At 56.9% G+C, this 25,032-nt stretch carries 25 protein-coding genes and 2 pseudogenes; 10 read left to right on the top strand and 17 right to left on the bottom strand.

Annotation, left to right across the window (positions count from 1 at the left end; translation table 11 throughout):
* Positions 1-139 precede the first annotated feature (139 nt).
* Positions 140-448 (bottom strand): hypothetical protein, encoded by a 309-nt coding sequence (locus tag JZI28_RS04490; protein ID WP_375699366.1) that lies wholly within the window; start codon positions 446-448, stop codon positions 140-142.
* 315 nt (positions 449-763) lie between these two features.
* Here JZI28_RS04490 and JZI28_RS04495 point away from each other — a divergent pair.
* Positions 764-1,515 (top strand): IS5 family transposase gene (locus tag JZI28_RS04495; RefSeq protein WP_375699367.1). Its coding sequence is split into 2 segments (ribosomal slippage): positions 764-1,097 and positions 1,097-1,515, totalling 753 coding nucleotides; the frame shifts between segments, so codons are not numbered across the junction.
* Between the two features lie 211 nt (positions 1,516-1,726).
* Here JZI28_RS04495 and JZI28_RS04500 read toward each other — a convergent pair.
* The gene (locus JZI28_RS04500; RefSeq protein ID WP_375700078.1) at positions 1,727-2,308 is read right to left on the bottom strand and encodes a Fic/DOC family protein; all 582 of its coding nucleotides are present in this window, start codon (positions 2,306-2,308) and stop codon (positions 1,727-1,729) included.
* Between JZI28_RS04500 and JZI28_RS04505 the strand changes: the two are divergent.
* A pseudogene (locus tag JZI28_RS04505) lies at positions 2,283-3,595 on the top strand (IS256 family transposase); the annotation flags it as partial. The gene JZI28_RS04500 and the pseudogene JZI28_RS04505 sit on opposite strands and share 26 nt — an antisense overlap.
* A gap of 117 nt (positions 3,596-3,712) precedes the next feature.
* Here the strand turns inward: JZI28_RS04505 and JZI28_RS04510 are convergent.
* A complete protein-coding gene (locus JZI28_RS04510; protein ID WP_375699368.1) occupies positions 3,713-3,931 on the bottom strand; it encodes a hypothetical protein in 219 nt (72 codons plus the stop codon).
* Between the two features lie 970 nt (positions 3,932-4,901).
* Here JZI28_RS04510 and JZI28_RS04515 point away from each other — a divergent pair.
* From JZI28_RS04515 to JZI28_RS04545, 7 genes and pseudogenes are all read left to right on the top strand, one after another.
* The gene (locus JZI28_RS04515; protein WP_375699369.1) at positions 4,902-5,429 is read left to right on the top strand and encodes a hypothetical protein; all 528 of its coding nucleotides are present in this window, start codon (positions 4,902-4,904) and stop codon (positions 5,427-5,429) included.
* A 259-nt stretch (positions 5,430-5,688) separates the two neighbouring features.
* Positions 5,689-6,393 (top strand): hypothetical protein, encoded by a 705-nt coding sequence (locus JZI28_RS04520; RefSeq protein ID WP_375699370.1) that lies wholly within the window; start codon positions 5,689-5,691, stop codon positions 6,391-6,393.
* A gap of 2 nt (positions 6,394-6,395) precedes the next feature.
* Positions 6,396-6,884 carry a hypothetical protein gene (locus JZI28_RS04525; protein WP_375699371.1) on the top strand — a complete coding sequence of 163 codons (489 nt, stop codon included), beginning with the start codon at positions 6,396-6,398 and terminating at the stop codon, positions 6,882-6,884.
* A gap of 101 nt (positions 6,885-6,985) precedes the next feature.
* Complete coding sequence (locus JZI28_RS04530; protein ID WP_375699372.1) at positions 6,986-7,180, top strand: hypothetical protein; 195 nt, start codon at positions 6,986-6,988, stop codon at positions 7,178-7,180.
* A 59-nt stretch (positions 7,181-7,239) separates the two neighbouring features.
* Positions 7,240-7,749: a hypothetical protein gene (locus JZI28_RS04535; protein ID WP_375699373.1), complete on the top strand. Its 510-nt coding sequence runs from the start codon at positions 7,240-7,242 to the stop codon at positions 7,747-7,749.
* A gap of 31 nt (positions 7,750-7,780) precedes the next feature.
* Positions 7,781-9,093: pseudogene (locus tag JZI28_RS04540) on the top strand (IS256 family transposase); the annotation flags it as partial.
* Positions 9,068-10,042 carry a transposase family protein gene (locus JZI28_RS04545; protein WP_375699374.1) on the top strand — a complete coding sequence of 325 codons (975 nt, stop codon included), beginning with the start codon at positions 9,068-9,070 and terminating at the stop codon, positions 10,040-10,042. The pseudogene JZI28_RS04540 and the gene JZI28_RS04545, both read left to right, overlap by 26 nt.
* Positions 10,043-10,125: 83 nt before the next feature.
* On the opposite strand, the gene istB is transcribed toward JZI28_RS04545, so the two are convergent.
* The 12 genes from istB to JZI28_RS04605 form a co-directional block, all read right to left on the bottom strand.
* Complete coding sequence (gene istB, locus JZI28_RS04550) at positions 10,126-10,884, bottom strand: IS21-like element helper ATPase IstB (protein WP_274841184.1); 759 nt, start codon at positions 10,882-10,884, stop codon at positions 10,126-10,128.
* Positions 10,881-12,380, bottom strand: coding sequence for an IS21 family transposase (gene istA / locus JZI28_RS04555; protein ID WP_375700067.1), 1,500 nt, complete (start codon positions 12,378-12,380; stop codon positions 10,881-10,883). Before istA ends, istB begins: the two co-directional genes overlap by 4 nt.
* 88 nt (positions 12,381-12,468) lie before the next feature.
* Entirely contained in the window at positions 12,469-12,633 is a 165-nt protein-coding gene (locus JZI28_RS04560; RefSeq protein ID WP_375699375.1) for a hypothetical protein, read from the bottom strand.
* Between the two features lie 438 nt (positions 12,634-13,071).
* Entirely contained in the window at positions 13,072-15,687 is a 2,616-nt protein-coding gene (locus JZI28_RS04565) for an HYR domain-containing protein (RefSeq protein ID WP_375699376.1), read from the bottom strand.
* Positions 15,688-16,436: 749 nt separating this feature from the next.
* Positions 16,437-16,883: an acyl-CoA thioesterase gene (locus tag JZI28_RS04570; protein WP_375699377.1), complete on the bottom strand. Its 447-nt coding sequence runs from the start codon at positions 16,881-16,883 to the stop codon at positions 16,437-16,439.
* Entirely contained in the window at positions 16,883-18,043 is a 1,161-nt protein-coding gene (locus JZI28_RS04575) for an iron-containing alcohol dehydrogenase (protein ID WP_295455738.1), read from the bottom strand. The genes JZI28_RS04570 and JZI28_RS04575 overlap by 1 nt, the downstream gene beginning before the upstream one ends.
* A gap of 592 nt (positions 18,044-18,635) precedes the next feature.
* A complete protein-coding gene (locus tag JZI28_RS04580; RefSeq protein WP_375699378.1) occupies positions 18,636-19,430 on the bottom strand; it encodes a cell envelope integrity protein TolA in 795 nt (264 codons plus the stop codon).
* Positions 19,427-19,810: an ExbD/TolR family protein gene (locus tag JZI28_RS04585; RefSeq protein WP_375699379.1), complete on the bottom strand. Its 384-nt coding sequence runs from the start codon at positions 19,808-19,810 to the stop codon at positions 19,427-19,429. The genes JZI28_RS04580 and JZI28_RS04585 overlap by 4 nt, the downstream gene beginning before the upstream one ends.
* A 5-nt stretch (positions 19,811-19,815) precedes the next feature.
* Entirely contained in the window at positions 19,816-20,196 is a 381-nt protein-coding gene (locus tag JZI28_RS04590) for a biopolymer transporter ExbD (protein WP_353402743.1), read from the bottom strand.
* Positions 20,193-20,834: a MotA/TolQ/ExbB proton channel family protein gene (locus tag JZI28_RS04595; RefSeq protein ID WP_295455730.1), complete on the bottom strand. Its 642-nt coding sequence runs from the start codon at positions 20,832-20,834 to the stop codon at positions 20,193-20,195. Before JZI28_RS04595 ends, JZI28_RS04590 begins: the two co-directional genes overlap by 4 nt.
* 24 nt (positions 20,835-20,858) lie before the next feature.
* Complete coding sequence (locus JZI28_RS04600; protein ID WP_375699380.1) at positions 20,859-21,725, bottom strand: DUF6925 family protein; 867 nt, start codon at positions 21,723-21,725, stop codon at positions 20,859-20,861.
* Positions 21,726-22,293: 568 nt separating this feature from the next.
* Positions 22,294-22,797 (bottom strand): hypothetical protein, encoded by a 504-nt coding sequence (locus JZI28_RS04605; protein ID WP_375699381.1) that lies wholly within the window; start codon positions 22,795-22,797, stop codon positions 22,294-22,296.
* Between the two features lie 72 nt (positions 22,798-22,869).
* Between JZI28_RS04605 and JZI28_RS04610 the strand changes: the two genes are divergently transcribed.
* A complete protein-coding gene (locus JZI28_RS04610) occupies positions 22,870-24,093 on the top strand; it encodes an IS256 family transposase (RefSeq protein ID WP_107818396.1) in 1,224 nt (407 codons plus the stop codon).
* Here the strand turns inward: JZI28_RS04610 and JZI28_RS04615 are convergent.
* Positions 24,051-24,578: an AAA family ATPase gene (locus JZI28_RS04615; protein WP_375699382.1), complete on the bottom strand. Its 528-nt coding sequence runs from the start codon at positions 24,576-24,578 to the stop codon at positions 24,051-24,053. The genes JZI28_RS04610 and JZI28_RS04615 overlap by 43 nt on opposite strands.
* Positions 24,575-25,000 (bottom strand): hypothetical protein, encoded by a 426-nt coding sequence (locus tag JZI28_RS04620; protein WP_375699383.1) that lies wholly within the window; start codon positions 24,998-25,000, stop codon positions 24,575-24,577. Before JZI28_RS04620 ends, JZI28_RS04615 begins: the two co-directional genes overlap by 4 nt.
* Positions 25,001-25,032: the final 32 nt, after the last annotated feature.

A 25,032-nucleotide genomic window follows, 5' to 3' on the forward strand; every position in this document is an offset into this window, starting at 1 on the left:
CAGAACAACTGATCAGGAATTGCCCCTCACGGGGCAATGCGCCCGGGAACCCGCTTGCTATGTGAGGAGCCGCAGGTCCCCGGGCGCCTCTAAAATCAAACAAACGGCTCAATCCAAACTGGCCTACTTTTACGCCGCCCTAATGGACCAATTTTGCGCCGCCCTTGACAGATTTGTCTGTCGTGTAGTTTGGGTTGGCGGAGTATTCGCTACACCAAATCTCGTCTACCAGTATCAGAACATCGCCTTCGTCTGGGTCACTGTCGCGGTCTTCTGGTTTGCCCAAATGGAAGATGTCGCCAAAGCCACTGAGGTGATCCTCGTCAGGATGGGTCAGAACAAAAATATCCAGCTTATCGTCATTGCAAGCGCTTCTGACTTTGGGCGCGAAATCCAGCGTGTCGCTGTCCTCGTCACTGGCGTCGGCACGATAATTTACGTCCGTCATGATGACCCAGCCGTGGGCCTCAATAAGGGAGGCGTCTCCGTTGTCGCACGAAAAAAAAGTAAGTTTTTGAGCCGACATTATTTGCCTCATTGATTTTCAAATGCTCGTTGTCAGATGTGAAGCCGATGCACGGTTTTCAAGTACCAGATGTGGTATTTTATTAAGAGACGCTCTTTAAAATTACTCTATATGCAGTGTTTTTCAGGTGGCAGCGGTTTTTTGTTCAATCATTCGTATTCGCTAGGGGCTGTTGACGTTCAGGATTTCCAATTGGCATGAGTTCTGATTCAAGGTTGCAAACATAAGAGAGCAGCCTTGACCCGACGTGCCCTGACCGACGCCCATTGGGCGATCATCGAACCCTTCTGCCTTGGCAAGCACACTGATCCTGGCCAGACCGGAGGCGATGCGCGGTTGTTCATGGAAGCGGTCTTATGGATTGTGCGGACAGGCGCTCAGTGGCGTGAATTGCCTGCCGAGTTTGGGCATTGGAACTCAGTCTTCAAACGCTTCCGGCGTTGGGTCAAAGCCGATGTATTTTACAACATGTTTAGAGCGTTATCTTCTGCCCCCGATCTCGAATACGCGATGATCGATGGCTCTATCGTCAAGGTCCACCGCTCGGGCCAGGGCGCTAAAGGGGGACTCTCAGCCAGGCCATAGGGCGCTCGCGCGGCGGTATCACCACCAAAATATTGGCGCTGACCGACAGTTTGGGCAACCTCGTCGACTTCAGGCTGATGCCCGGGCAAGCGCATGACCTGCGCGCCGTGCCGGATTTGATCGAGCGGCTCTGTGCCGACCACCTGCTTGCTGACCGCGCTTTGGACGCCGACTGGCTGCGGTATGCTCTCGAAAAGCAGGACATAACCCCTGTCATCCCTCCAAAATCGAACCGGCGTTTCCCCGCAAACTTCGACAAGGAAACATACAAATGGCGGCACCTGATCGAGAATTACTTTGGGAAGCTCAAGGAAAACAGGGGCATTGCGCTGCGGTCATGCAAAACAGATCAGAGCTTCGCCGCTTTCATCTCAATTGCAGCAACAATCATTCAAATCAGGTGAACGTCAACAAGCCCTAGAACGTCAATGACAAGAATTACGCCCTATATTTTAGAAACCTCACCGTTAGCAGTCATTCACTCAAGACGCAGCGAACTTCCAAGGGCCGTTTCTACGGTGACGATAGCTCTCGGTTATTGTTTTGCACGAAGCGCAAGGGTGGACGGTGGGGGGGCCACGATTGTGGAACAACATGCGCCACAAATCGTCCACGTCAGCCTGCCATCTTGATAATGGCATTCACCAGCGGGGTTTCGTCTCCGGCAAAGCTTGCTATCATGGCATCCATGAACTCCTCCTCATCGATCCTGTCCTCGATCATCTCAAACCCTGCGACCTGCATGAGAATATCGAGCAAAGTGAGCTGGCAACGACCATTGCCCTCCCGGAACGGGTGGACAGCATTAATATCGGCGATGTAATGGGCCGCACGCGCAGCGAAGTCCTGAATACTGTTCGTGTCGGACAGATGGTTTTCTTCGCTGAGTTCGCGAAAAATCCGGTTCATCTCATTGTCGATGTACTCAGGATAGCAGAACCAATTTCCGCCCTTGGCGGTGCGAATTTGTCTTGTCTGTCCCGCCCAGCTGTAGACGTCTTGGAAAAAATGGTGATGGATCGCCCGGTAGTGGGCATAGTCGAGCGCACCTTCGGGCACGGGTTCCTCGGACCTGGTCAAGAACATCAGTTGCTCGAACTGATCAAGCTCATCCTGAGAGCTATGCGGGAGTTTGGGTGATGGCGTGATTTGAAGGGCGGCGTATTGTGGCGGTGTAAAAGCCAGCCAGAACCTCACAAGGAGCAATACGCCATGAAGAACGATACAGACATTCTGCCATTTCGCCAATCGGATTCGATCACAGATCCATTGACCGAGCTTGCGCGGGAAGGGGCGCGGCGCATGCTGGCGGAGGCATTGAAAGCCGAAGCTGATGCTTTTGTCGCCAGTTTCGCCGATGACCGACTGGAGGATGGCCGCCAACGGATTGTGCGGCATGGATTTGGACCAGAACGTCAGATCCAGACGGGGATTGGCGCACTGGATGTGCAGCGACCGAAGGTGCGCGACCGGAAGGCGACCCCTGATGCAGCCTCAAAAGTCCGCTTCACGTCGAACATATTGCCCAAATGGGCGCGCCGCTCGGTCAGTCTGGATGCGCTTTTGCCGGTGCTTTACCTGAAAGGTATCTCAACCGGCGATTTCCAGGAGGCGCTGTCAGCCATTTTAGGGGCTGATGCACCCAACCTGTCGCCCAGCGTACTGGCCCGCCTGACAGCGGGTTGGCAGACAGATTATGACAGCTGGGCGCAGCGAGATCTATCGGCTCGTCACTACGTCTACATCTGGGCGGATGGTGTCTATCTTCAGGCGCGGATGGAAGAAAATGCCGAGTGTATGTTGGTGATCATTGGCGCGACACCGGAGGGTAAGAAGGAACTGCTCGGCTTTCAGGTCGGCCTTCGAGAGAGCACGCAGAGCTGGCACGAGTTGCTGACTGACATCAAGAAGCGCGGACTGTCCGTCGCGCCCGAGATCGCGGTTGGCGATGGGGCCATGGGCTTCTGGAACGCGCTGGATAAGGCGTTTCCAAGCACAAAACACCAGAGATGCTGGGTACATAAGGTGAAAAATGTGCTGAACTATTTTCCCAAGCAAATGGGACCCGGCGTGAAGTCGGATCTGGACAACATTCAGCACGCCGACACCCGTGCTGCCGCAATATTTGCCTTGGATACTTTCAAAGACAAATATGGCGTGAAATACGAAAAAGGTGTGGCCTGTCTGATCAAGGACAAGGACGCGATGCTGGCATTCTTCGACTTCCCGGCCGAGCATTGGGGCCATCTGCGCACCTCGAATCCCATCGAGAGCGTCTTCGCAACGGTGCGGCATAGAACGGTGCGCACCAAAGGCGCACTCTCGCAAAAGACCGCAAAACTGATGGTCTTCACCCTCATCCAGTCCGCATCGAAAACATGGCTGCGCCTCAAAGGCAGAAATCAGTTGCCAAAAGTCATCGAAGGAATCAAATTCAACGACGGCGTCGAAGTGAAGAATGACGCCAAAAACCGCGCCGCCTGATGACGCGCGTCACCCAAATTCAAGCATAGCTCTCATCCTGATCTGTCAGGTCTGCCTTATTCCGTAGAACGCCAGTGCCGGGATAACAGAGGGGATCCTCTCCGACGTCGTACCGGCTCATTTCCCTTTTTTCATCGTAAAGGAACCGGTAATCGCCGAGCGAAGTGCGTCGCCTTTGAGCCCACGATCGGAATAAGTCTTGAGTGTCATGGCCGATTTTGAGCTGGTCGTAACACCCTCGACCTTGGCAAACTTCGTGGCTTTGCCCTTGCCTAGCGGCTTGGTCACGAAGCGTCCGGTGGTTGCCGATCTCTTGAGTGTAGTGCTTTTAATCATGACGAAAGCTTATCACGCTCCAAATTAAATGTGTATGCAGATTCTGCTCGGCATGCTGACCGTCGTGGCGGGGCATCCAGGTCAACTTGAATAGTGTTAGGCCAGTTCACCGCAGGCGTTTCAGCACCTCGAAATTAGCCGCTGGGGCGGTAAGGACAAAGGACCCTCGTCACTACTTGGTGGAACGCAGTGCGTAGGATGCCAATGCCGGCTTTGCCGAAGCTGCACCGCGGCATCGGATGTACTGATGAAGGTCCGGATTGGGCCGGTCGCGTTTCAATGGCCGCCGTCGGTAACCGACTTTGCAACGTTTACTATCTGCGCATTGCTGCCTTTGGTGGCTGGTGCGTCATGGCGGTGTGTTGACCTTCCAAGAGAGGGCCTCGGAGGCTTGACGATATGCTTCGTCCACGTTCGCTGAGTATTTTCGCGGCGCCATCTGGCAAGAAGTCACACAAAACATGTCAAGGACTTTGTGTTCTGGCGCAGCATTTTCCAAAACGACCGAAAAAAGGCGCAAATTATTGCTTTTCGGAAACCCAAACAAATTCCCTATCGGGGAGGAGGTGGGCATACCCAAGCCCGATAGGGAAAATCTGCCATGGCTGTGCAAGGTCCTGCAAGTATTGCCAATTCTTATTTCGAAAACTGTGTTTTGACGGCCACGCTTTCTGCCTGCCGTGCTAACGGTGCCGTCTGATCTGATTGCAAAAAGTCAGCTGTTTTCGGTAATCTGCCTCCCATGATGACTTACGCACATATCGTCCCCGTATCGCGAATAGCGCGAATAATAGGTTGACCTGACCCGGGTCGACTGTCGCCTCCCCAGACTTTGGAGAGCTGACAGTCTGCCCCACCGGTCTCAACCTGGTACGGGGGATGTGCGGTCCGACTACAGACGCATCGTATCTATCCTCAAACTTGAATAACCGCATGGGCAAGGAGCCTGTGCATGCCTTGAGGAAGAAAGATGGCTTGTCCGACCCACACAGATTCCCATCAATCGCTGTTTTCCAGCGCGCAATCTTTGTGCTCGATTCGTGAATTTCGCTCACCAGAGGGCGCGGGTTTTTCGGATTTTGATGTCGTCGATCCCAAAGGGCAGCGGTTGACGTGTGTCAAACCGTCGCAGTTGCGCGCCGGACTTGGAAAATCGATTCCCGAAGGGGCTCAGGAACAAAAGTGCGAAAATTTTCGGCTTCATTTGGTGCTGTGCGACGATGGCAAGACAATCTTGTGTCCTACATCTGACGCCACTCGAGATCAGGGTGATTGCCACAACATGTGCCTGCCGCCAGGTGATGATGCTTTGTGTAGAGGATCCTTTAAGGCTTTGATTTTTCGCAAACATCCCTCGCGCGATACAGGATTTCACGAAGAATTTCCATCCCTGAAGAGCGGCTTCCAGAGCACTGACTCAGGGGCTAAGAAATCGCCGCAAGCCCAAGGGCAAACCCTGACCTGGACCGAAGAGGAGGACCTGACCATGACGACCTAAAAAGAAAAACGCCTGTCCTGCGCCAACAGGACAAGCGTTCTACGAGGCGGAGTGATCCACCAGAGACATCTAAAGCCATAGCCGAAACGGCTCTCGGCTTCAAGGATCTCCCCGCCCTCCACATCGGATCTTCTCAGTGCAACGTGCCGCTTAAGCCCGGGACGTGACCGGACCCGGATTGTCCAGAGCACCGCCGAAGACCCCTCCCGATGCCCGAATGCCCGGGCCTCGGTTTTGCAAAACTCAAGAGGGCATCCCCATGTCTCATCCGTACCCAGCAGGGGGCATTCGCCTCCCCGCATTCAGCAAGGGCAATCGCGACACCCAAGTTGGCTCCACACATCATTTCACCGGGGGCTTGGTCCTCGGTGATGGACCGGGGGGTGATGGCCCTGAGCGTCGCATGGGCCAGGAAAGCAACCTGGAGCGCAAGGCCACGCTGATCCTTCACGCCCGTCCGGAGACGGTCTCTCTCGTCGAGCAGGTGCTCTTCAAGTGGATCAATCCGAACAACGCACCAGGCAAGCAATTGGTGCCGCATTGGATCGATCTCGTCCAGACACAGGCGAATGGCCAGGTCATCGGATACGCTGTGCGCCCGACAGCCCATGCGGGCCCCGAATACCAATTGAAACTCGCCCGGATCAAGACACAGGCCGTTGCTCAGGGTGTTCTCGATGACCTGCGTCTCTTCACCGAAGAGGATGTCTGCCCGGTCGAATGGCACAATGCCCGCCAGTTTCTCGCGGTGCGCCGTCCTGATCTCTTTGCCGATCCCGTCGCAGCGGATGTTGTCGGTCGCATGACGGGCGTCTGCACTCTGGATGATCTCGTCTCTGCCACAGGGTTGGAGGGGATGGGCTTCCGCGCCCTGGTTCGCCTGATCCGTTCCGGCCACCTCGAAATGGTCCGCCACGAGCGGATCGCCCACACATCGCAAGTTTTCAAAGCGAAGGAGTTTTAATCATGACCAACACCTCGACACATTCGAACCCAATTCTGGAAGCACATGACCTGATGATGCAGGAGGTGCAGGGCTATCTCTCCCCTGCCAAACCGTCGGCCCACATGATCCATGAGGCTGTCTGCAAGGCATTTCACCGTCGCAACTGCCAACCTGCGGCAGTAGGGCGGACAGGCCTTGTTCCTCCCAGCTGGGAAACGGTGCGCCGCGCCATCCGGTCTTTGGACCCCTATGAGGTTGAACGGGCCCGCAATGGGGCTGCTGCCGCAGACAAGAAGTTCCGCCCGACTGCAAAGGGACATCGTTCCCAGCATCATTTGGAACGCGTTGAAATTGATCAGTGGCAAGCCGACCTCGCAGCCCTGTTTTCCCCCGATGCTCGCCGCGGCGGGAAAACGCAGGTTGCAAAGAGGGTGCGTCTGATCGTGCACACGACTTTCTGCAGCGAAACTCGGACTATTCTCAGCTTCAAGGTCGAGAAAGCCGCGTAACCGCTGCGCACTCCATGCCTGTCCGGAGACGCCGGGCAGGCGCAACCGCCCCCCAAAAATACGCGGCCTTCCAAGCTTTACGGCCAAGAAAAGGAACCACAATGACCAAGACGCATTGGCATCAATTCAGCGCAGTCGATCGCATTTCCCCTGAACACGGTGGGCAGTTTACGCGCGCAGCCTTGCCCTCCGACCGCGGAATGATCGAGCGGTTTTTCGGCACGTCTCAGATCGCATGGTGCACCCGTATGCCTGATACCCTGCCGCCTTCGCGGCTTCAGAGCACTCTGGTCTGATCACCCCTTCCAAAAATCGCGGCCGTGGCCGCTCGAGATACCTACGAAAGGATTTCAAAATGGATCTCTCATTTTCGACAGAAAACGCCAGCTTTGTCTTTGGCACATATGATCGCATCAAAATTGAGGGCATTGCCTACAAGGTGCACACGCGCACCGAGGTCGGGTATGTGTTTCTCCGCGATGATGGTCCTGAACTGGCCAAGCAATACTCTCACCAAGAACTGGCCCGTCTTGGCTCTGTTGGCCGGATTCGCGTCGAGCGTGACTATTACAATCCAATGGCGGCGCAAAAACGCCAAATGCGCCGTGAGGTTTCCATCAGCGGCCTGATGGGGGCGCCGCGCCGCCGCGTCACCAAAAAGGAGGCGTATTGCGAGGCATTTTACGATCTCCGCCGTGAGGATCCGTCCTTCAAGATCACCGACAGCTGCATCAAGGCACGTATGTATGAGCTGATGGGGCGCGCCTCGGAGTTGGCAGATAATGGGAACCTAAAAGGCAAACCCTCGGAAGACTTCAGTGTGCCTCCGAGCGCACGCACGCGAGCTATGCGGGAGTTTGGGTGATGGCGTGATTTGAAGGGCGGCGTATTGTGGCGGTGTAAAAGCCAGCCAGAACCTCACAAGGAGCAATACGCCATGAAGAACGATACAGACATTCTGCCATTTCGCCAATCGGATTCGATCACAGATCCATTGACCGAGCTTGCGCGGGAAGGGGCGCGGCGCATGCTGGCGGAGGCATTGAAAGCCGAAGCTGATGCTTTTGTCGCCAGTTTCGCCGATGACCGACTGGAGGATGGCCGCCAACGGATTGTGCGGCATGGATTTGGACCAGAACGTCAGATCCAGACGGGGATTGGCGCACTGGATGTGCAGCGACCGAAGGTGCGCGACCGGAAGGCGACCCCTGATGCAGCCTCAAAAGTCCGCTTCACGTCGAACATATTGCCCAAATGGGCGCGCCGCTCGGTCAGTCTGGATGCGCTTTTGCCGGTGCTTTACCTGAAAGGTATCTCAACCGGCGATTTCCAGGAGGCGCTGTCAGCCATTTTAGGGGCTGATGCACCCAACCTGTCGCCCAGCGTACTGGCCCGCCTGACAGCGGGTTGGCAGACAGATTATGACAGCTGGGCGCAGCGAGATCTATCGGCTCGTCACTACGTCTACATCTGGGCGGATGGTGTCTATCTTCAGGCGCGGATGGAAGAAAATGCCGAGTGTATGTTGGTGATCATTGGCGCGACACCGGAGGGTAAGAAGGAACTGCTCGGCTTTCAGGTCGGCCTTCGAGAGAGCACGCAGAGCTGGCACGAGTTGCTGACTGACATCAAGAAGCGCGGACTGTCCGTCGCGCCCGAGATCGCGGTTGGCGATGGGGCCATGGGCTTCTGGAACGCGCTGGATAAGGCGTTTCCAAGCACAAAACACCAGAGATGCTGGGTACATAAGGTGAAAAATGTGCTGAACTATTTTCCCAAGCAAATGGGACCCGGCGTGAAGTCGGATCTGGACAACATTCAGCACGCCGACACCCGTGCTGCCGCAATATTTGCCTTGGATACTTTCAAAGACAAATATGGCGTGAAATACGAAAAAGGTGTGGCCTGTCTGATCAAGGACAAGGACGCGATGCTGGCATTCTTCGACTTCCCGGCCGAGCATTGGGGCCATCTGCGCACCTCGAATCCCATCGAGAGCGTCTTCGCAACGGTGCGGCATAGAACGGTGCGCACCAAAGGCGCACTCTCGCAAAAGACCGCAAAACTGATGGTCTTCACCCTCATCCAGTCCGCATCGAAAACATGGCTGCGCCTCAAAGGCAGAAATCAGTTGCCAAAAGTCATCGAAGGAATCAAATTCAACGACGGCGTCGAAGTGAAGAATGACGCCAAAAACCGCGCCGCCTGATGACGCGCGTCACCCAAATTCAAGCATAGCTCCACGCACGCTCCGCCGGTGGCTCGCCGATTATGCCGAGTTTGGCATGCTGGGTCTGGTCGACGAGATGTCGCTGCGCGGCATCGGTGGCCGCCGTATGGGCCCCGAAGAGATCAGTCTGATGATGAAGGAGGTGCGTGGGTACCTCTCCCGCGATAAGCCAACAATCAAGCAAATCGCCGAAAATGTGGAATTGGCTTTTCGTGACCGTAACGAGGAACGCGCCGAAACAGGTTTGCAGGCGCTGCCCATTCCCTGCCGCGAAACCGTCCGCCGCGCCATTCGTGGTCTTGATCCGTTTCGGGTGGAAGTCGCACGTAATGGAGAAGAAGCCGCGCGCAAGAAGTTCCGCCCTGTCACCAACGGCCTTGATGTCACACGTCCGCTTGAGCGTGTTGAGATCGACGAATGGACGGTTGATGTCATGACGCTGTTGACTAAGAGCGAGATCTATTCGCTTTTGACAGATGAGGAAAAGCTATCGCTTGGACTTTACGTCGATGGATCGGAGAACGAGGTCGGTGCAAAAAAGCGCAAGAAAAAAGACCGCTGGACCCTGACGGCAGCGATTTGCTACGCAACCCGTTGCATCGTTGGCATGGTATTGAGCCGTAAGCCAAATGCAGAGGCAGCTGTACAACTTCTCCAGATGATTACGACTAACAAGGGGGCCTGGAGCAACGCCGCCGAAGCGTTGACGCCCTGGGATATGTTTGGCACGCCGGAACTCATCGTGTTTGATGGTGGCAATGCCTTCAAGTCGCAGCGCTTCCGCATCGCTGCAGAGGATCTTGGCGTTTCTTGGGAAATGGCAATGAACGGGGTGCCGGAGAACCGGGGCACCTGTCAAGGGCGGCGCAAAATTGGTCCATTAGGGCGGCGTAAAAGTAGGCCAGTTTGGATTGAGCCGTTTGTTTGATTTTAGAGGCGCCCGGGGACCTGCGGCTCCTCACATAGCAAGCGGGTTCCCGGGCGCATTGCCCCGTGAGGGGCAATTCCTGATCAGTTGTTCTGGGTTGTTTTTCGGCTCTGTGCGAGGCGGTAGCTTTCACCGTTCATCTCGAGAATGGAGACATGATGGGTGAGCCGATCAAGAAGTGCGCCGGTGAGACGTTCTGATCCGAGCGTTTCAGTCCATTCCTCGAAGGGGAGGTTGCTGGTGATCAATGTCGAGGCGCGTTCGTATCTCTGCGAGATCAGTTCGAAGAGGAGTTCTGCGCCGGTTTTGCTCAATGGCACGAAGCCTAATTCATCAATGATCAGCAGCTTGGGTGCCAGCATCTGCTTTTGCAGGCGCAGGAGCCGTTTCTCGTCACTGGCCTCAATCAGCTCATGGACAAGAGCCGCCGCGGTGGTGAAGCGAACCGGTATCCCTTTCTGACAAGCGGCCAGTCCAAGGCCAAGAGCGACATGCGTTTTGCCCGTGCCACTTGGCCCCAGAGCGATCACGTTCTCGCGCCGCTCGATCCATCCGCAACGGGCGAGGTCCAACACCCTGGCTTTGTTCAGGGCGGGGATTGCCTGGAAGTCGAAACTGTCCAGACTTTTGGGCGCCGGGAACTTCGCCGCCTTGACCCGTCGCTCCACCATACGCCGCTCCCGATCGATGAGTTCCAATTCGATCAATCTGTGGAGGAACTGGATGTGATCCTTCCCCTCGGCGGCGCACTGTCGCGCCTGCTTCTCGTATTCGCGCAATACGGTGGGCAGTTTGAGCTTCTTGAGGTGATGGGCCAGCAGAAGGTCCGGGACTTCCGTCATGCGGCTCCCTCCGACAGGAGCGCCATGTAACTCGCGGCTTTTGTCGTCTGAACCGCAGTCCGGGGAAGATAGGGGTAGAGGGACAGATCGAGCCGAGCGGGGCGGCGCTCCACTTGGCACAGGACCAGATGCTTGATCGCATCAAAGGCGATCGCCCGCTTTTGCAACGCCACCCGCACCGCCGCGCACAAAGTCGGCAGATCAAAGCTTTCCAGGAGCCGAAGCACCTGAATGAACTCTCGGCGCCCTTGGCGGGCATGTCTCGCTTCCATTAGGCGACGCAGGGTTTGCAGCTCGTCGGGCATCTCCCAATCGACCAAAGGGGCGGCTTGGTCCAAGGCCCCGGGCTTCGTCTCCAGAAGGGCAAAGTAATGCACAGGGTCGAAGATCATTTGTTCGCGCTCGTAGCAGCGGGCGTGACGGGCGATGACCCCACCACCACAGCCGATTTCGACCACATCCACAAACGCACGGATCGTCACCTCCCGTAAGCCATAGGTGCTGGGAACCGAGTAATCATTGGATTTGTAGCGCACCAGAGATTGGGAGCTGACCCGGCCCGTTGCCTTGTGGCAGGCTTGGTAAGGCATTGCAGGGAGTGGCGACATGGCAGCCAGATCCCGCTTCAGCCGTTCCCCGATCGTCTCCCGGTGCCCATGCAAGACAGCCGACTGCCGTGTCAGACATTGTTCTTCGAGCCAGACATTGAAGCTGTCCAGATCAGGGAATTCCGGCAGCGGCACCATCAGGTTGCGCCGGGACCAGCCCACCAGACCTTCGACATTGCCTTTATCGTTCCCCTTGCCCGGGCGGCCGTAGCGATCATCAAAAAGGTAGTGTGACAACATCTCCGTGAACATCTGCGTCCGCCGACGCCGCCCTCCGGCTTCGATCTTCGCAACAAGGCAGCTGTCATTGTCATAGACCACCGAGAGCGGCACGCGCCCGAAGAACTCAAAGGCGTGAACATGCCCGTCCATCCAGGCTTCTGTTGTCGCCGCATGATAGGCCCGCACATAGCATGCATCGCTGTAGGGCAGGTCAAAGGCAAAAAAGTGGATCTTCTGTTCCACGCCCCCCAGGATGACAACGGCCTCACCGAAATCGGCCTGCCCGTGACCCGGAGGATGGGCGAGTGGAATGAACATCTCCCGCGCTTTTTGACGATGCCCCCGAACATAGTCCTTCACGGTCGTATAACCGCCGGTAAAGCCTTCTTCCTCACGGAGCCGTTCAAAGATCCGCTTCGCCGTATGGCGTTGCTTCTTCGGACGGTTCTGATCCTCCAGAAGCCATTGGTCAATTGTATCGGTGAAGGCTTCCAACTTCGGGCGCCGAACTTTCTGGCTCCGGCGGTAACCAGGGGGAGACGAATACGCGCACATCTTGTCGACCGTTCCACGGGCAAGGCCAAAATCACGGGCGATCGAACGTTTGCTGCGCCCCTCATCGAAATGCGCGCGGCGCACGGCTAAATATACTTCCACGGTGAAAATCCTCCGGCCCTCCCTGCAAAGACAGTGAGAGCAAAAGTGGACGACTTTTGCGCCGCCCGCCCCGGCAAAATACCGGCGCTACCGTGGCCTAATTTGCAACCGCCCTATACAGCACTTTTCGCCCTGCGACAGAGTTAGCGATTGCATAGGTTTTGCCGCTACCAGCTCGCCCGGAAACGACCAATCGGCCTCCGGCTTGAATATTCTTGATGGCTTCAGCTACTAACTGCTGCTCTTGGTTAAGTGCATTCATGTTTGCATTCCTTTCGGTCGCGAAAACCACTGTTATGGCTGTCGCGCTAAATTGATTTACTGGGGGATTGGACTGTGGGCCAAAGTGAGCCCACTTTCAGTGGATACGAGAGACGATCTCTGCAGATGCTCTGTTATCTTTAACGGCCCCTATTGCTAACCTATTGATATGAAAAGATACAACTTTTGGTTGATTTTAAGGGTGATTTCCCCATCCAGGCGTCACGAAAGGATGCCTGGATGAGGTTGATTTTTGTTGTTCTTCGCTAGGGGATCTTCTTGGTCACTACGTAGTCAGCCAGCCACTGCCAGTAGGCTTCGGCGTCTTTGAAGCCCTGTCCTCGGGCAGCCAGATCCTCAGCTTTAGAACGAGAAAGACCGCCATCGTACTCAGCGATAGCGGCCCTCTCTTCGAATGCTTCGATGTCCGGTATCCGGCTCATGGGGATAAACTCGCTGGCAACCTGATCTGGTCGACGATGTCCCGCTTCTGCTCATCGCTGATACCCGCAGAATAGATACTGTAAGTGATCCCATTCTCTGATCGAGCGGACTTATGCCCAACTAGGGACGCTGTGAAGTGCTCAGGGACACCGGTACGCTCGCATTGGGTGATGAACCACTTGCGAGTGGAGTGAAACACCAGACCCGGTCTCTCTATCCTTAAAGCCTTCCTGAGAGTAGCAAAGCGCTTGGTGATGTCGTTGACCGCCATATTCAGGCTGCCATCGGCGCTGTCGCCGGTGCCGCTCAGAAAGCCGGTCAGGTCGGGCTGATTGGCGATCAGCTGATTGGCGCGGTTATACATAAAGCTGGCGATGGTCTTTTGGGTTTCTTCCACCGTGGTATCTGCAATCACCAGCGTGTTGGAGGCGGTGGTGACATTGCCCGCCGCATCCGCCGCTGCGCCTGCCGCAACAGAGAGGCTCACGCTGCCAGCGCCAGTCGAAGCAATTGTTGCGGTATAGACCGCGCCGCTGCCGGTGAGGGCGGTGACGGAGCCATTGGATGCGGTGATGTCGTTTGCCGCAAAGCCGGTCACGGTCTCGCTAAAGGTGATGGTGACGTCAAAGCTCGCATTGCGTTCCAAGCGTTCTGGCCCGCCGCTGATCACCACATCGGGCGCAGTTGTATCAACCACTGTCAGGCTGGAGCCTGAGGTGTTGCCGCTGGCGTCGGTTGCTGTGACCGTGACGTTGCCGCTGGGTTGCGGCGCGGCCGACACCACCGAGAAACTGCCCGTGGGCTGGGCCAGGCTGGCACCGTTTACGGGCGCTGCGGCGCGCAGGGGAGATCCCAGTCCGCCAGAGGCGACAGTTGTGGCGGTGCTGCCATCGGGAAAGGTGACGGTGACGATCGCAGCCGGTTCCGTGGTTCCGGTGACGGTCAGTGTGCGGTCAGCGTTGACCGTTACATCGGCCACTGTTGGTACAGGCGGTGCAGAAACATCGGTGACAGTCACGGTAAAGCTCACCTGGACCGCGTTATTGCCGGCGCTGTCGGTGGCATCCATGGTGACGGTGGTCTCACCGACGGGGAAATCAAAGGCCCCCGTCAAGGTGGTGGCGCCCACCTTGTAGGTGATTGCGAGATTGCTATCGACGTTGTCGCTGACCGACCCAAGGCTGGTCACATCCAAGGATGCAGTATTGGCGCCGTCGTCGGTATCCGCGGTCTGTGCGCTTGGCGCGGTCAGCACTGGTACATCCACGTCACTGACGGTCACGGTAAAGCTGACCTGGGTGGCGTCATTGCCCGCGCTGTCGGCCGCATCCATGGTCACCGTTGTCACTCCCACGGGGAAGTCATAGGCACCGGTCAATGTGGTGGCGCCGACCTTGTAGATGATGCTCAGAGTGCTATCCACATTATCGCTGACCGACCCAAGGCTGGTTACATCGATGGAGGCGGTGCTTTTGCCGGGTTCGGCGTTTGCCGTCTGCGCGCTCGGCGCGACCAACACTGGCCCCCCTGCGTCACTGACGGTCACAGTAAAGTTGACCTGGACCGCGTCATTGCCTGCACTGTCCTGCGCATCCATGGTCACCGTGGTCGCCCCCAGCGGGAAGTCATAGGCGCCGGTCAATGTGGTGGCGCCGACCTTGTAGGTGATGCTCAGAGTGCTATCCACATTATCGCTGACAGACCCAAGGCTGGTTACGTCGATAGAGGCGGTTGCTTTACCACTATCGGTATCGGCGACCTGTGCGCTCGGGGCGGTCAGAACAGGGACCTCATTATCGCTGACGGTGACGCTAAAGCTCTGTTGCGTGGCGTTATTGCCTGCGGCGTCCTGCGCATCCATGGTCACGGTGGTGGCCCCCACCGGAAAATCAAACGCGCCGGTCAGGGGGGTGGCGCCCACCTTATAGGTGATCGTGATGCTGCTATCGACATTATCGCTGACCGACCCAAGGCCTGTCACATCGATGGAGGCGGTCGCTTTACCGCTGTCGGTGTTGGCAGTCGGTGCTGTCGAGGGGCCGGTTAAAACTGGAGCCTCACCATCTTCCACCCTTACGGTAAAGCTCTGTTGCGTGGCATTGTTGCCTGCACTGTCCTGCGCATCCATGGTCACCGTGGTGGCCCCCAGCGGGAAAACATAGGCACCGGTGAGTATCGTAGAGCCGACCTTATAAGTGATTGAGAGGCTGCTATCGACGTTGTCACTAACGGAGCCGAGCGACGTTACGTCAAAAGAGGCAGTCGTGAGGCCTGCGTCCGTCGGGCGATTCTGGGCGGATGGTGCGCTCAGGATCGGGGCCGTGGTGTCAGGAGGTGCCGGGATTGATGTGGCCGCTGAAGAAAACTCGAAGTTCCCAGCTGTGAAGTACGTGTTGGCTTGGGTCAGCGTAAAGGAGAACCCGATGTATGTATCATCTGCAAAACTGACGTCAGCCCCAGTCTGCTGCAGGTTTGTAAAATTTGAGGCTGAGGTTTCTAGACATGTTGCAAGAGTGGCCTCTGAAATGCTTGGATACGAAGAATTTTTGTAGCCATTATACCAATACCCCCCCCCGGCTATCTCCAAAGGGCTGCCGCTACTATTGGCCACGTATACGCCGGCGAACGGTGTGTTCGGTTGAATGCGTTCCAGAACCTGGCATTTTCCAAACTGGGTTACTGAGTACTTGAAATCAGAGTCGGTAAAAGCCTGCCCTTACGTCGGCACCATGGCCGATATCATCATCCCCCCGGCGATCAGCAACCGGAATGTTCGTTCAAAAATTTGTTTTTCCATCTTAGCTTTTGATTTCCCCGGAGATTCTCATTGTGATATTTTTCGAGTACTGAACCAAAATGATTTACGGTAAGTTTATGCCGACAGGTTCGAAAAAGGTATATTTCACAGCCGCTTACATTTTTACCTCATGATCTGGGCCTGGTCGGTGTCAGCTCCAAAATGTGCGTATAGAGCGCGTCAAAATAGCCCCCATGAGCCTGCGGTCTCTGCCTGGCCTTTGCGTGGTCCAGCCCAGAAAATGTCAGGCACCGCTGCGCCACGGCGCAGCCCTTTTTGTGCTTGGAGTCTTGGGGGCGCCGCTGTCCCCGGTGCAAAGGTCCGCGAAGCGCAGGTTGTGACTATTGCAAAGTCTGGCGATCACACTGGGCACACAGCCCAAGCGCGCAGCTTGCCGCGTGCAAGCCGGTCATTGCGACAGATTTGCAGCGAAATTTGGAGGGGGAGGGAGCAGCAGTGCGAAGGCCGCAGTCCAGTGTCGCGCACTGTTCAGCCCCTTGGTCTGCGCCTTGCCAGCCAAAGCACAGGGGCGCGCAGATGGTCAGCAGAGGGTCAAAGGTGTATCAGGTGTCGTCTTTCATCAGACTTTGGAATGCAACCCGGCGGTGGCTTTCGATTGGTGCCGGACGGTGGGTTTTGCGATTGACATAGACATGGACAAAAAACCCCTCGGCGGTGGCCGTGGTCTCGTCATTGCGGAATAGGGCGACTTCGTATTTGATTGAGCTGGAGCCCAGCCGGGCCACCCGCAGACCGGCTGTTACCTTATCGGGAAACCCCATTTCTGAATAGTACTTACAACCTGTTTCAACCACCAGGCCATAGGTTCCAGAATTGCGCGGGTCCAACAGACCGCGTTCGATGAGCCATCCATTCACCGCAGTGTCAAAGAGAGAATAATGGACCACATTGTTCATGTGGCCATAGACGTCATTATCCATCCAGCGGGTTTGCAGCGGATAGAACGCGGGGTAATCCGCGCGGGTGGTGATCGGTGCCTTGTCTCCCATCACCAGGCGGCCTCGTAGATGTTGTATGCGTCCCTTTCGGTGACCTCGCGGGGGTTATTGACCAGAAGACGCTGCTGGACCATCGAATCCGATGCCATTTTGGCGATGGCCTCTTTGGGGATATCCACGTCCCGCAGGCGGGTTTTCATGCCCAGATGTTTGGACAGATCTGCCAGTGCGTCAATGAAGGCGGCACAGCGTGCCTGGCTGCCTTCGATCGCGGCGATCTGTGGAAAGGCGTCTGCGGCAATCTCAGCATAGAGCATATGGGCGTCGGGCGCGTTAAAGCGCAGCACATGAGGCAGAACCAGGGCGTTCGACAACCCATGTGGGATGTGGAAGGTGCCGCCGATGGGATAGGCCAGCGCGTGTACCGCAGCCACCGGCGAGTTGGCAAAGGCCTGACCTGCCAGCATCGAGCCCAGCAACATGGCGCCGCGTGCATCTTTGTCCTGACCATTGAATACGGCGGTTTCGATGTTGGCGCCAAGCAGGCGCAGGGCTTCGCGCGCCAGCATTTTGGACAGAGGGTTGTTGTTGGCCGATTTTGACGCATAGGCTTCGATCGCGTGTACCATCGCGTCGACACCGGTGGCGGCGGTAATATGGGCGGGCAGACCCACAGTCAGGTCTGCATCCAGCACCGCAATATCCGGCAGGATGACCGGTGAAGAGACGCCGCGCTTTTCCTCGGCCCCCACCGTGATGATCGAGACCGGCGTAACCTCGGACCCGGTTCCAGCGGTGGTGGGCACCAGAACCAGCGGCAGGCGTGGGCCCTTGGCCTGGGCAACACCCCAGGCTTCGTCCAGATCCTCACCCGACCCCAGCAACAGCGCCACCAGTTTCGCCACATCAAGGGATGAACCACCGCCAAAGCCCAAGACACCGGTCGCCCCGGCTTCGCGTCCAAACTCCACCGCCTGCAGTAGCGTGTCACGCGACGGGTCGGCCTCTACTTTGTCAAAAACCGCAACGCTGTGTCCGGCGGCTTCAAGTGAGGCGATGGCGGGATCCGCAAGCCCCAGCTGGCGCAGTCCGGGATCTGTCACCAGCAAGACCGATTTACCCAGCGTTTGTCCTGCCACCTCAGAAAGGCGTGCCGATGCGCCGGTTTCAAAAACCAGAGATTTGGTGGTGTTGAAAATGAATGGTGTCATTTTGGTGTCCTTGAGTGCTGTGTCACGCCTCTTCCTTGGCGCTATCACGCCGTTTGAGCCGCATGACCTTGCCCGCGCCCCCCCTGGGCAGAATTACTGGGACTGTTGGTATTACAGTTGTAGGTTTTTAGGAGCAAAGCCGGTCTCCACAATAGGCACGAATTGCTCCAATATCGGGTTACGTTCCGTCATCTGATAGCACAAAGACCACTGGGACGCCTGCCGTCGCTGCATCTGCGCGATGGGTTGCCTCCCCCGCGAACGCGACCACTTTCTGAAGCGCCGCGTTCGGAAAAGTGCTCAACTTCGGCTTCGCTGGCTTAGCATAGGCTTTTACATGCTTAGCCCAAAGGTCGTGCTTTGGGGGGATGGGCGCATAAATGACCCCATTCGTGAGGTCAGGAAACAGGCTCGTTCCCTTGGCTCCTGACCCAAAGGAACGACACTTGGTCCCCAAGCCCCCTCGCAACCCAAGCAGAGTGCCCGAGCCCCGCGCGAGGAGCGCACCGCAAGAAAACCACTGGCCGTGGCGTGATTGTCATTCGCGATGGTACCGAAGCGACGTAAGGAGGGTGACTAGCAACTGTATTTCTCAGTCGGTGAAGACCATGCGGAAGGTGAAGCTGTAATTTCCTGGAGAAATCGCTTTGGGAGAACGCGGTAAGCGGGCTTTTCGAACCGCCCCCAATGCTGCCTGGTCTATTGCAGCGTGGCCAGAGCTTTGGGCGAGGGAAACCGCAATCAGACGTCCCTTGGTTGAAACCGAGATATTTAAGCGGACTGTGCCCCGTCCGCCCCCGCGCGGAGGGCGTTTCTGCCGCTGAATGCGTGCAATGATGGCAGCCCCCCAGCGGTTTTTTAGATTGGTGGTGGCGCGGCTCGGATCACCGGTTGTGGTGGCCTGCGCCCCTGCATCTCCCTTGATCTCTTGCTGCTGTTTGCCTTTAGCTTGCTCTTGCTGGCGGGCCGCTGATGCTGTGATCGTAGGTTTTTCTGGTGCGATGGGCTTTGCTGGCGGCGATGGAGACGCCGAAGAGGTCGGGCTTGCATCTGCGAAGGGCGTTGCCGGACGTGGGGGCGAAGGCGGGGAAAGATGGGATACGGGAAAGGGCGCCTCAGGGCGCGCAGGGGGCGTTGCAAACTGGGGTTGGCTTGCCACTTCAGGAGTGGCAATTGCCGGGGAAACATCCGGGACATCCGGCGGGCGGTTCCATTGCTTGGCTTGTTGCACGAGTTGCTGAGAGGCTGCAGCCAATGTGACCTGACCACTGCCGCCACTGCCAGAACCCGCCGCTCTTGAACCGCCGTTGTCCAGCACCAGAAAGGGCAAAATATGCAGCGCCAAGGCTGTGCCCAGGCAAATGGGAAACAGGGCCGGTCGACTCATGGCCTGGTCCCTCTGAGAGTAACAGATCGGATGCCAGCATCGCGCAACTTGGAGATCAGGAGGACCACCTCTCTGGCCGGCACTTTGGCATCAGCACGGAGGGAGAGGGTTTCCAGTTCCGAAGCCTGCTCCAAAACAGCGGTCATGGCGTCTTCGGCTTGCGCACCGGAAAAATGTAGACGGCCATCCGCTGCCATGAACAGCAAGGCTTCTGAGCCAGAGGGCTGACCAGTTTCCAGCTGCGGTGGCGCCACCGCAAAGGGCGCGCGTGGGGCGATCTGTGACGACAGCAGGAAAAAGATCAGCAGCAGAAAGACCACATTGATCATCGGCAGGATCGGCTCACCTGTTTGCCGCTTTTGGGGGCGCGAGAAATCCATCGCCCTTACTCCATGACCACGAGCTGGGTAAACCCGGCCCCTGTTAGCGCTTCGGCCGCATCCATCAGCTGCTGCAGCGAGGCGCTGGCGTCAGGTTGCAGGAGGATTGCATCCGATTTCTCACGGGTGAGCTTGGACATCTGTTCTACCAAGGCTTCGGTTTGCACCGGAATTCCGTTCAGCCGCAGCCCGTCAGCTGTCACCAGAACCAGACGCGGCGGGCCAGAATAGGCGGCGCTCCCGCCCGCCATTGCCAGCGGCACCGCTCGGTCGTGGCCGAACTGCGAGGCCAGCATGAAAAACACCAAGAGCAGGAAAACCACGTCGATCATCGGCGCAAGACTCAGGCGTCTTTTGGCCCGTGGTGTTCCAAAAATCAGTGTCATTCAGCAGCCTGATGCAGGATCGGTCGGGTGGCCGAACTGGTGAAAACACGGGTCGCAATGTCTTCCATGGCGGCCTGTTCGCGCTCAGTCAGACCCTCAACCCAGGACACGAGCGCCGAAGCGGGAATGGCCACGGCCATGCCGGCAGCGGTGGTCAATAGCGCCTCCCAGATCCCGCCGGCCAGCACCGATGGGTCGGCACCGTTGCCGCTGTCCTGTAGAGCCTGGAAGGCTCCGATCATGCCCAAAACAGTCCCGAGCAAGCCGACCAGAGGCGCAATGGTGGCGATCAATTCCAATGGGCGCAGCCCCCGGCGCAGGACGGCCAGTTCCCCCTTGGCAATGCGTGTGACTTCCTTTTCCGCCATCTCGGTGCTGAACGCCGGCGTCAAAACGGCCTGCATCGCAGCCTGCGTCACCCGATCCCGTGGCGTGCGCGCGGCGCTGTTTGGGGCTGCGTTGCCCCTGCGCCAGAGGTCGAGCCAGGCTTCAGCCTGTGATCTGCGCCAAAGGCCTGCTTGCATCAGCTCTGCCACCCGCCACAGCAAGAGGGAAAGGGTGAGGACCGAGAGAGCCGCGATCACCCAAAGGGCAGGGCCACCGCGCGCCATGAATTCAAAAAGAGGGGCAAAGGACATCGTGCTCTCCGTGAGTGACCTAGTTTAGTGACCTGGGTTTTCCGGGTCGGCCTGATCGGCACCCCGGTCAAACTGTGCGGCATAGTCCTCTGTCAGGCTGTTGGATCCCTGCAGCACGTGCCACTGACGGATCCCATTGCGCCAGCCAGCCCGGCCTTCGCGGCTTTGTGGCTCTTGGGCGCGGTCAGCAGGGGTTCCTGACTGCAGCAACTGCCAAACCGCAGCTTTCCCCTGACAGTAATCTTGGGCGCCCCAGTCGCCCAGCAGCTGTTGAAACGCGTCAAAGGCGGTACGGTTGAAGGGCTTGTCCTCGCCAAGGCGCCCAATGACCGGGTTTTCGGGATGTACACCGCAGCAGGGCACCCAGCCCTCGGGGATAGGCGTGTTGGCGGAATGGGTGCGATCGGCTTTCAGGAGCTTGGGCAGCACATGTGTGTGTGGCCCTTCAGGAGATTTGCCGCCGGTGTCGGGGCCGCCGATCATCTGATAGACTTCGACGCGACCGATCTGGGTCAGCACCACGCGATGTGGATGGGCTTTCAGAATGGCCCCCAGCGCCGGATTGCCCTGTTCAAAAAGCGACCGCCCCGCGTTTTGGTTCAGCACTGCCAAAAGCTCGGGGTCGGCAGTACGGATACAAAAATCAGCCTGATACTGGCCCAGCCCCATATCAAAGAGCTCGGCACTGCGATCCTCCATGCGCAGGGCGTCGGTGTCTGGGCCAAGCGCTGTCAACACGTCGCGCTGGTGCATTGCCGCATCCTCTGTGGGCAGGCACAGCGAGACCGCCTGGGTCCAGCGATGAGGTTTGGGGCTGAGGGTTTCATAGGCCACCGGGCGCACCCCCTCCAGTCTGTCAATACGGACGCCGCCGCGACTGGTGAGCTGCATCAGCCCGGCATGGTCGGTTGGCGCCGGATCGCCATAGACATTGTCAGTTACACCTGTTCTTTTCCGTGACCCAATTTTTGCCTGTTGATTTTAAAGGGAAATCTAATTTGAGTCACCCCTCAGTTTTTCCGCGTTCCACCTGTTTTTTTCTTAAAAAACCAGTCACGCAAAAAATCTTTTTTCGCAGATGTAGAATACGACGAGCTTTCTCTGGATGCAAGTTTGCGAAAAAAATTGACCGGTTTCTAGTAGCACAATGCCCTCCTGTTTATGAGGGCAATCAGTCTTCAGATGACGTATTTTCGAAAAGATCGAACTGATAGTCAAAGCAAGCACAAAACGGCCAGCTCAGTTCGCGTTGTTAAGGCACGCAAGCTTCAGTCATTGCCGCCAACTGAACGTCACAATGAAGTTCCAATAGGCAGGCGAAGGCGAATAAAATTTTTAGAAAGGGGGCTCGTTTCAAAACTGGGCCCGAAACACCAATGCTTGAGCTAGAGGATCGAACGCATTGGATATGTGCGAAAGCACGGGCTGTCCGGATTTGGTCAAAGGTCGCCCGCAGGCCTCACTCATCCATGCCAGCCATCAGCTCTTTGACATTACACTCCATGTAGTCATCACGGATGAAAACATTATGACCCGGGGTGCACCCAGTGTACTTCTCGTATGCTTCAGCAAGATGGTCGATCGTAAGCGTGGCTTCATCTTCTGGCAACTTCTTGAATACGTAAAAAATGAATCTGAAAATTTTGCCGTAAAGATCCTCGTGACCGAAGGATATCCTCTGATAAACGTCCGTATCACGCAGGGCGTCGACATCAATTCCGAGCGCCTCTCCGAGGGAATACACGACCGTATCTATCTCGTAGAGGTCGTCTGAGTTGCGATCCAACGGAGCAAGCGTGAAGGGCGTCATTAAGTTTCTGAACTGCGGGTCGAGGTTGACTTTATCGAGCAATTTAGGAATGCCGCTCAGGATGAGTGCAACCGGCCAGTCCCGATGCTTCATAAACGTCTTGAGGGAGTTGATGACCTTTTTGGTTTCCGTTTCGCCGAGCGTTTCAAACATATGCTGGCATTCATGGGACTATCCTGAATTTTGTGCGCTGACGTGGTAACTGCTCGAAGAGGAGACCCACGTATGAGCATCGATAAAGAGATCTTGGACCGATTGATGGAAGGCCGCGCGCCTGGTGATTTGTTTGGCAAGGACGGCATTCTGTCCGAGCTGACAAAGGCGCTGGCGGAACGGGCACTGAGCACGGAGATGGACGTCCATCTCGGTGAAGAACGCGCCGAGGAAGCCCCTGAGGGGTATAATCAGCCGGCCAATCGGCGCAATGGCAGCAGTCAGAAGACCGTGACCACCGACAGCGGCAAGGTCGTTCTGGACATCCCCCGCGACCGGAACGGCACCTTCGATCCGATGCTGATCGCTAAGTATCAGCGCCGCTTTCCCGAGTTCGATCGCAAGATCATCAGCATGTATGCCCGGGGCATGACGACCCGCGAGATCCAGGGGCATATCGAGGAAATCTATGGCATCGAAGCCTCGCCCAGCCTGATTTCCGCGATTACCGACGCGGTCATGGAGGAGGTCACCGCCTGGCAGAACCGCCCTCTGGAACCCTGCTATCCGATCATCTTCATGGACGCGATCCGGGTCAATATCCGCAGCGATGGAGCCGTCTCGAACAAGGCGGTCTTCGTGGCCCTCGCGGTTCTGCCCGACGGCACACGCGACGTTCTGGGCCTGTGGTTCCAGGCCAATGAGGGCGCAAAGTTCTGGGCCAAGGTCCTGAACGATCTGCGCAACCGGGGCGTCCAGGACATCCTGATCGCCGTCGTGGATGGGCTGAAGGGCTTCCCGCAGGCCATCGAAGCGGCCTTTCCCCAGACCCAGGTCCAGACCTGCATCGTTCACCTGCTGCGCCATTCCATGAGCTTTGCCAGCTACAAGGACCGCAAGGCCGTCGCCACGGCGCTAAAGACGATCTACACGGCGGTGGATGCCGACGCGGCCGAGGCCGCTCTGGCAGAGTTCGAGGAGAGCGATCTGGCTAGGCGGTATCCGGCCATCGCACCGAGCTGGCGCCGGGCCTGGAACGAGGTGATCCCGTTCCTCGACTACCCGCCCGAGGTGCGCAGGCTGATCTACACCACGAATTCCATTGAGGCATTGAATTCGAAGATCCGGCGCGCCGTCCGAACCCGCGGTCACTTCCCAAGCGATGAGGCAGCAGCGAAATTGATCTATCTGGCGCTCAATGCTACATCCACCGAATGGAAGCGTTCGGTGCGCGAATGGCACGCTGTCAGAAGTCAGCTTGCCATCATGTTCGAAGACCGCTTCCCAATGGCGTAAAAAAACGCGTCAGGCACAAAATTCGGCACAGTCTCGCATTCATCGATGTGAACAAGCCAAATGCCTTGGCCTTTCAATTGGCTTCGAACGCGTGACCAGATTTCATGTTCTGTCCGACTGGCAGCAAGCGGATATCCAAGTTTTTCAAGAAGCTGCAATCCCAGCGCTTTCCAGGTCGTTTCCCCAACTAATGCCTCTTGCAGAATGCGATTCTCCAACCCGCACTCCATCTTCGGCAGCTTCGTCTTTAGCCGCTTTATTGCCTCGTCGATTTCTTTCGATTTGCCTGATGCACTTTCGCCAATCACGACGATACCTGCGCCCTCGAAGCGTTCACCAGTCAATTTTCCGGCGTCGAAATCATCAGCAAGTTCTTCAATCAGCTCGTCAAGCTTGCCCGCTCGTGGCATTTCAAAATACTGGGACTTAAGAAAGACATTGCGTTGCTTGCGTGACATTACGGTCGTGGTCGTCGTTGCGGTCATTTAAACTTTCCCTTTCCTTTAGGAGGTCCTGTAAATCGTCCCTGCGAGGACATTTCGGGCTTAGGCTGCACCTTCTTAGGTGATGAACCGGTCGCCTTCCGGTTTTTATTTCCAGACGAGGCGCCCATATCATTGGCAGTTTCCTCTGGCACATCGGCGGTCGAAACACTCTCTGGCTGAAGCTCATCATCACATTTATCAGCAGGGCTCAGACGAGCCGCCTCGGCCTTCTCGCGGTGAATATCCTCGGGGGTAAAAATACCCTTGCCGGTTTTTCCTTCGAGCACCGCGTCAATGTCGGCGGACATAGCTTTCTCGGGATTGGCCATGATCTGAAGCCGCAAGCAGTGAGTGGTTTCAAACCAGTTGATCTTTTCGACGGTGATGTCCGTAGAAGGCAGCCCATGCTTCTCAATTCCCACTCGGATTTTCTCCGACTGCCAATTTGCGTGTT

This window comes from Pseudophaeobacter sp. TrK17 (assembly GCF_042192375.1).
Classification (GTDB): domain Bacteria; phylum Pseudomonadota; class Alphaproteobacteria; order Rhodobacterales; family Rhodobacteraceae; genus Pseudophaeobacter.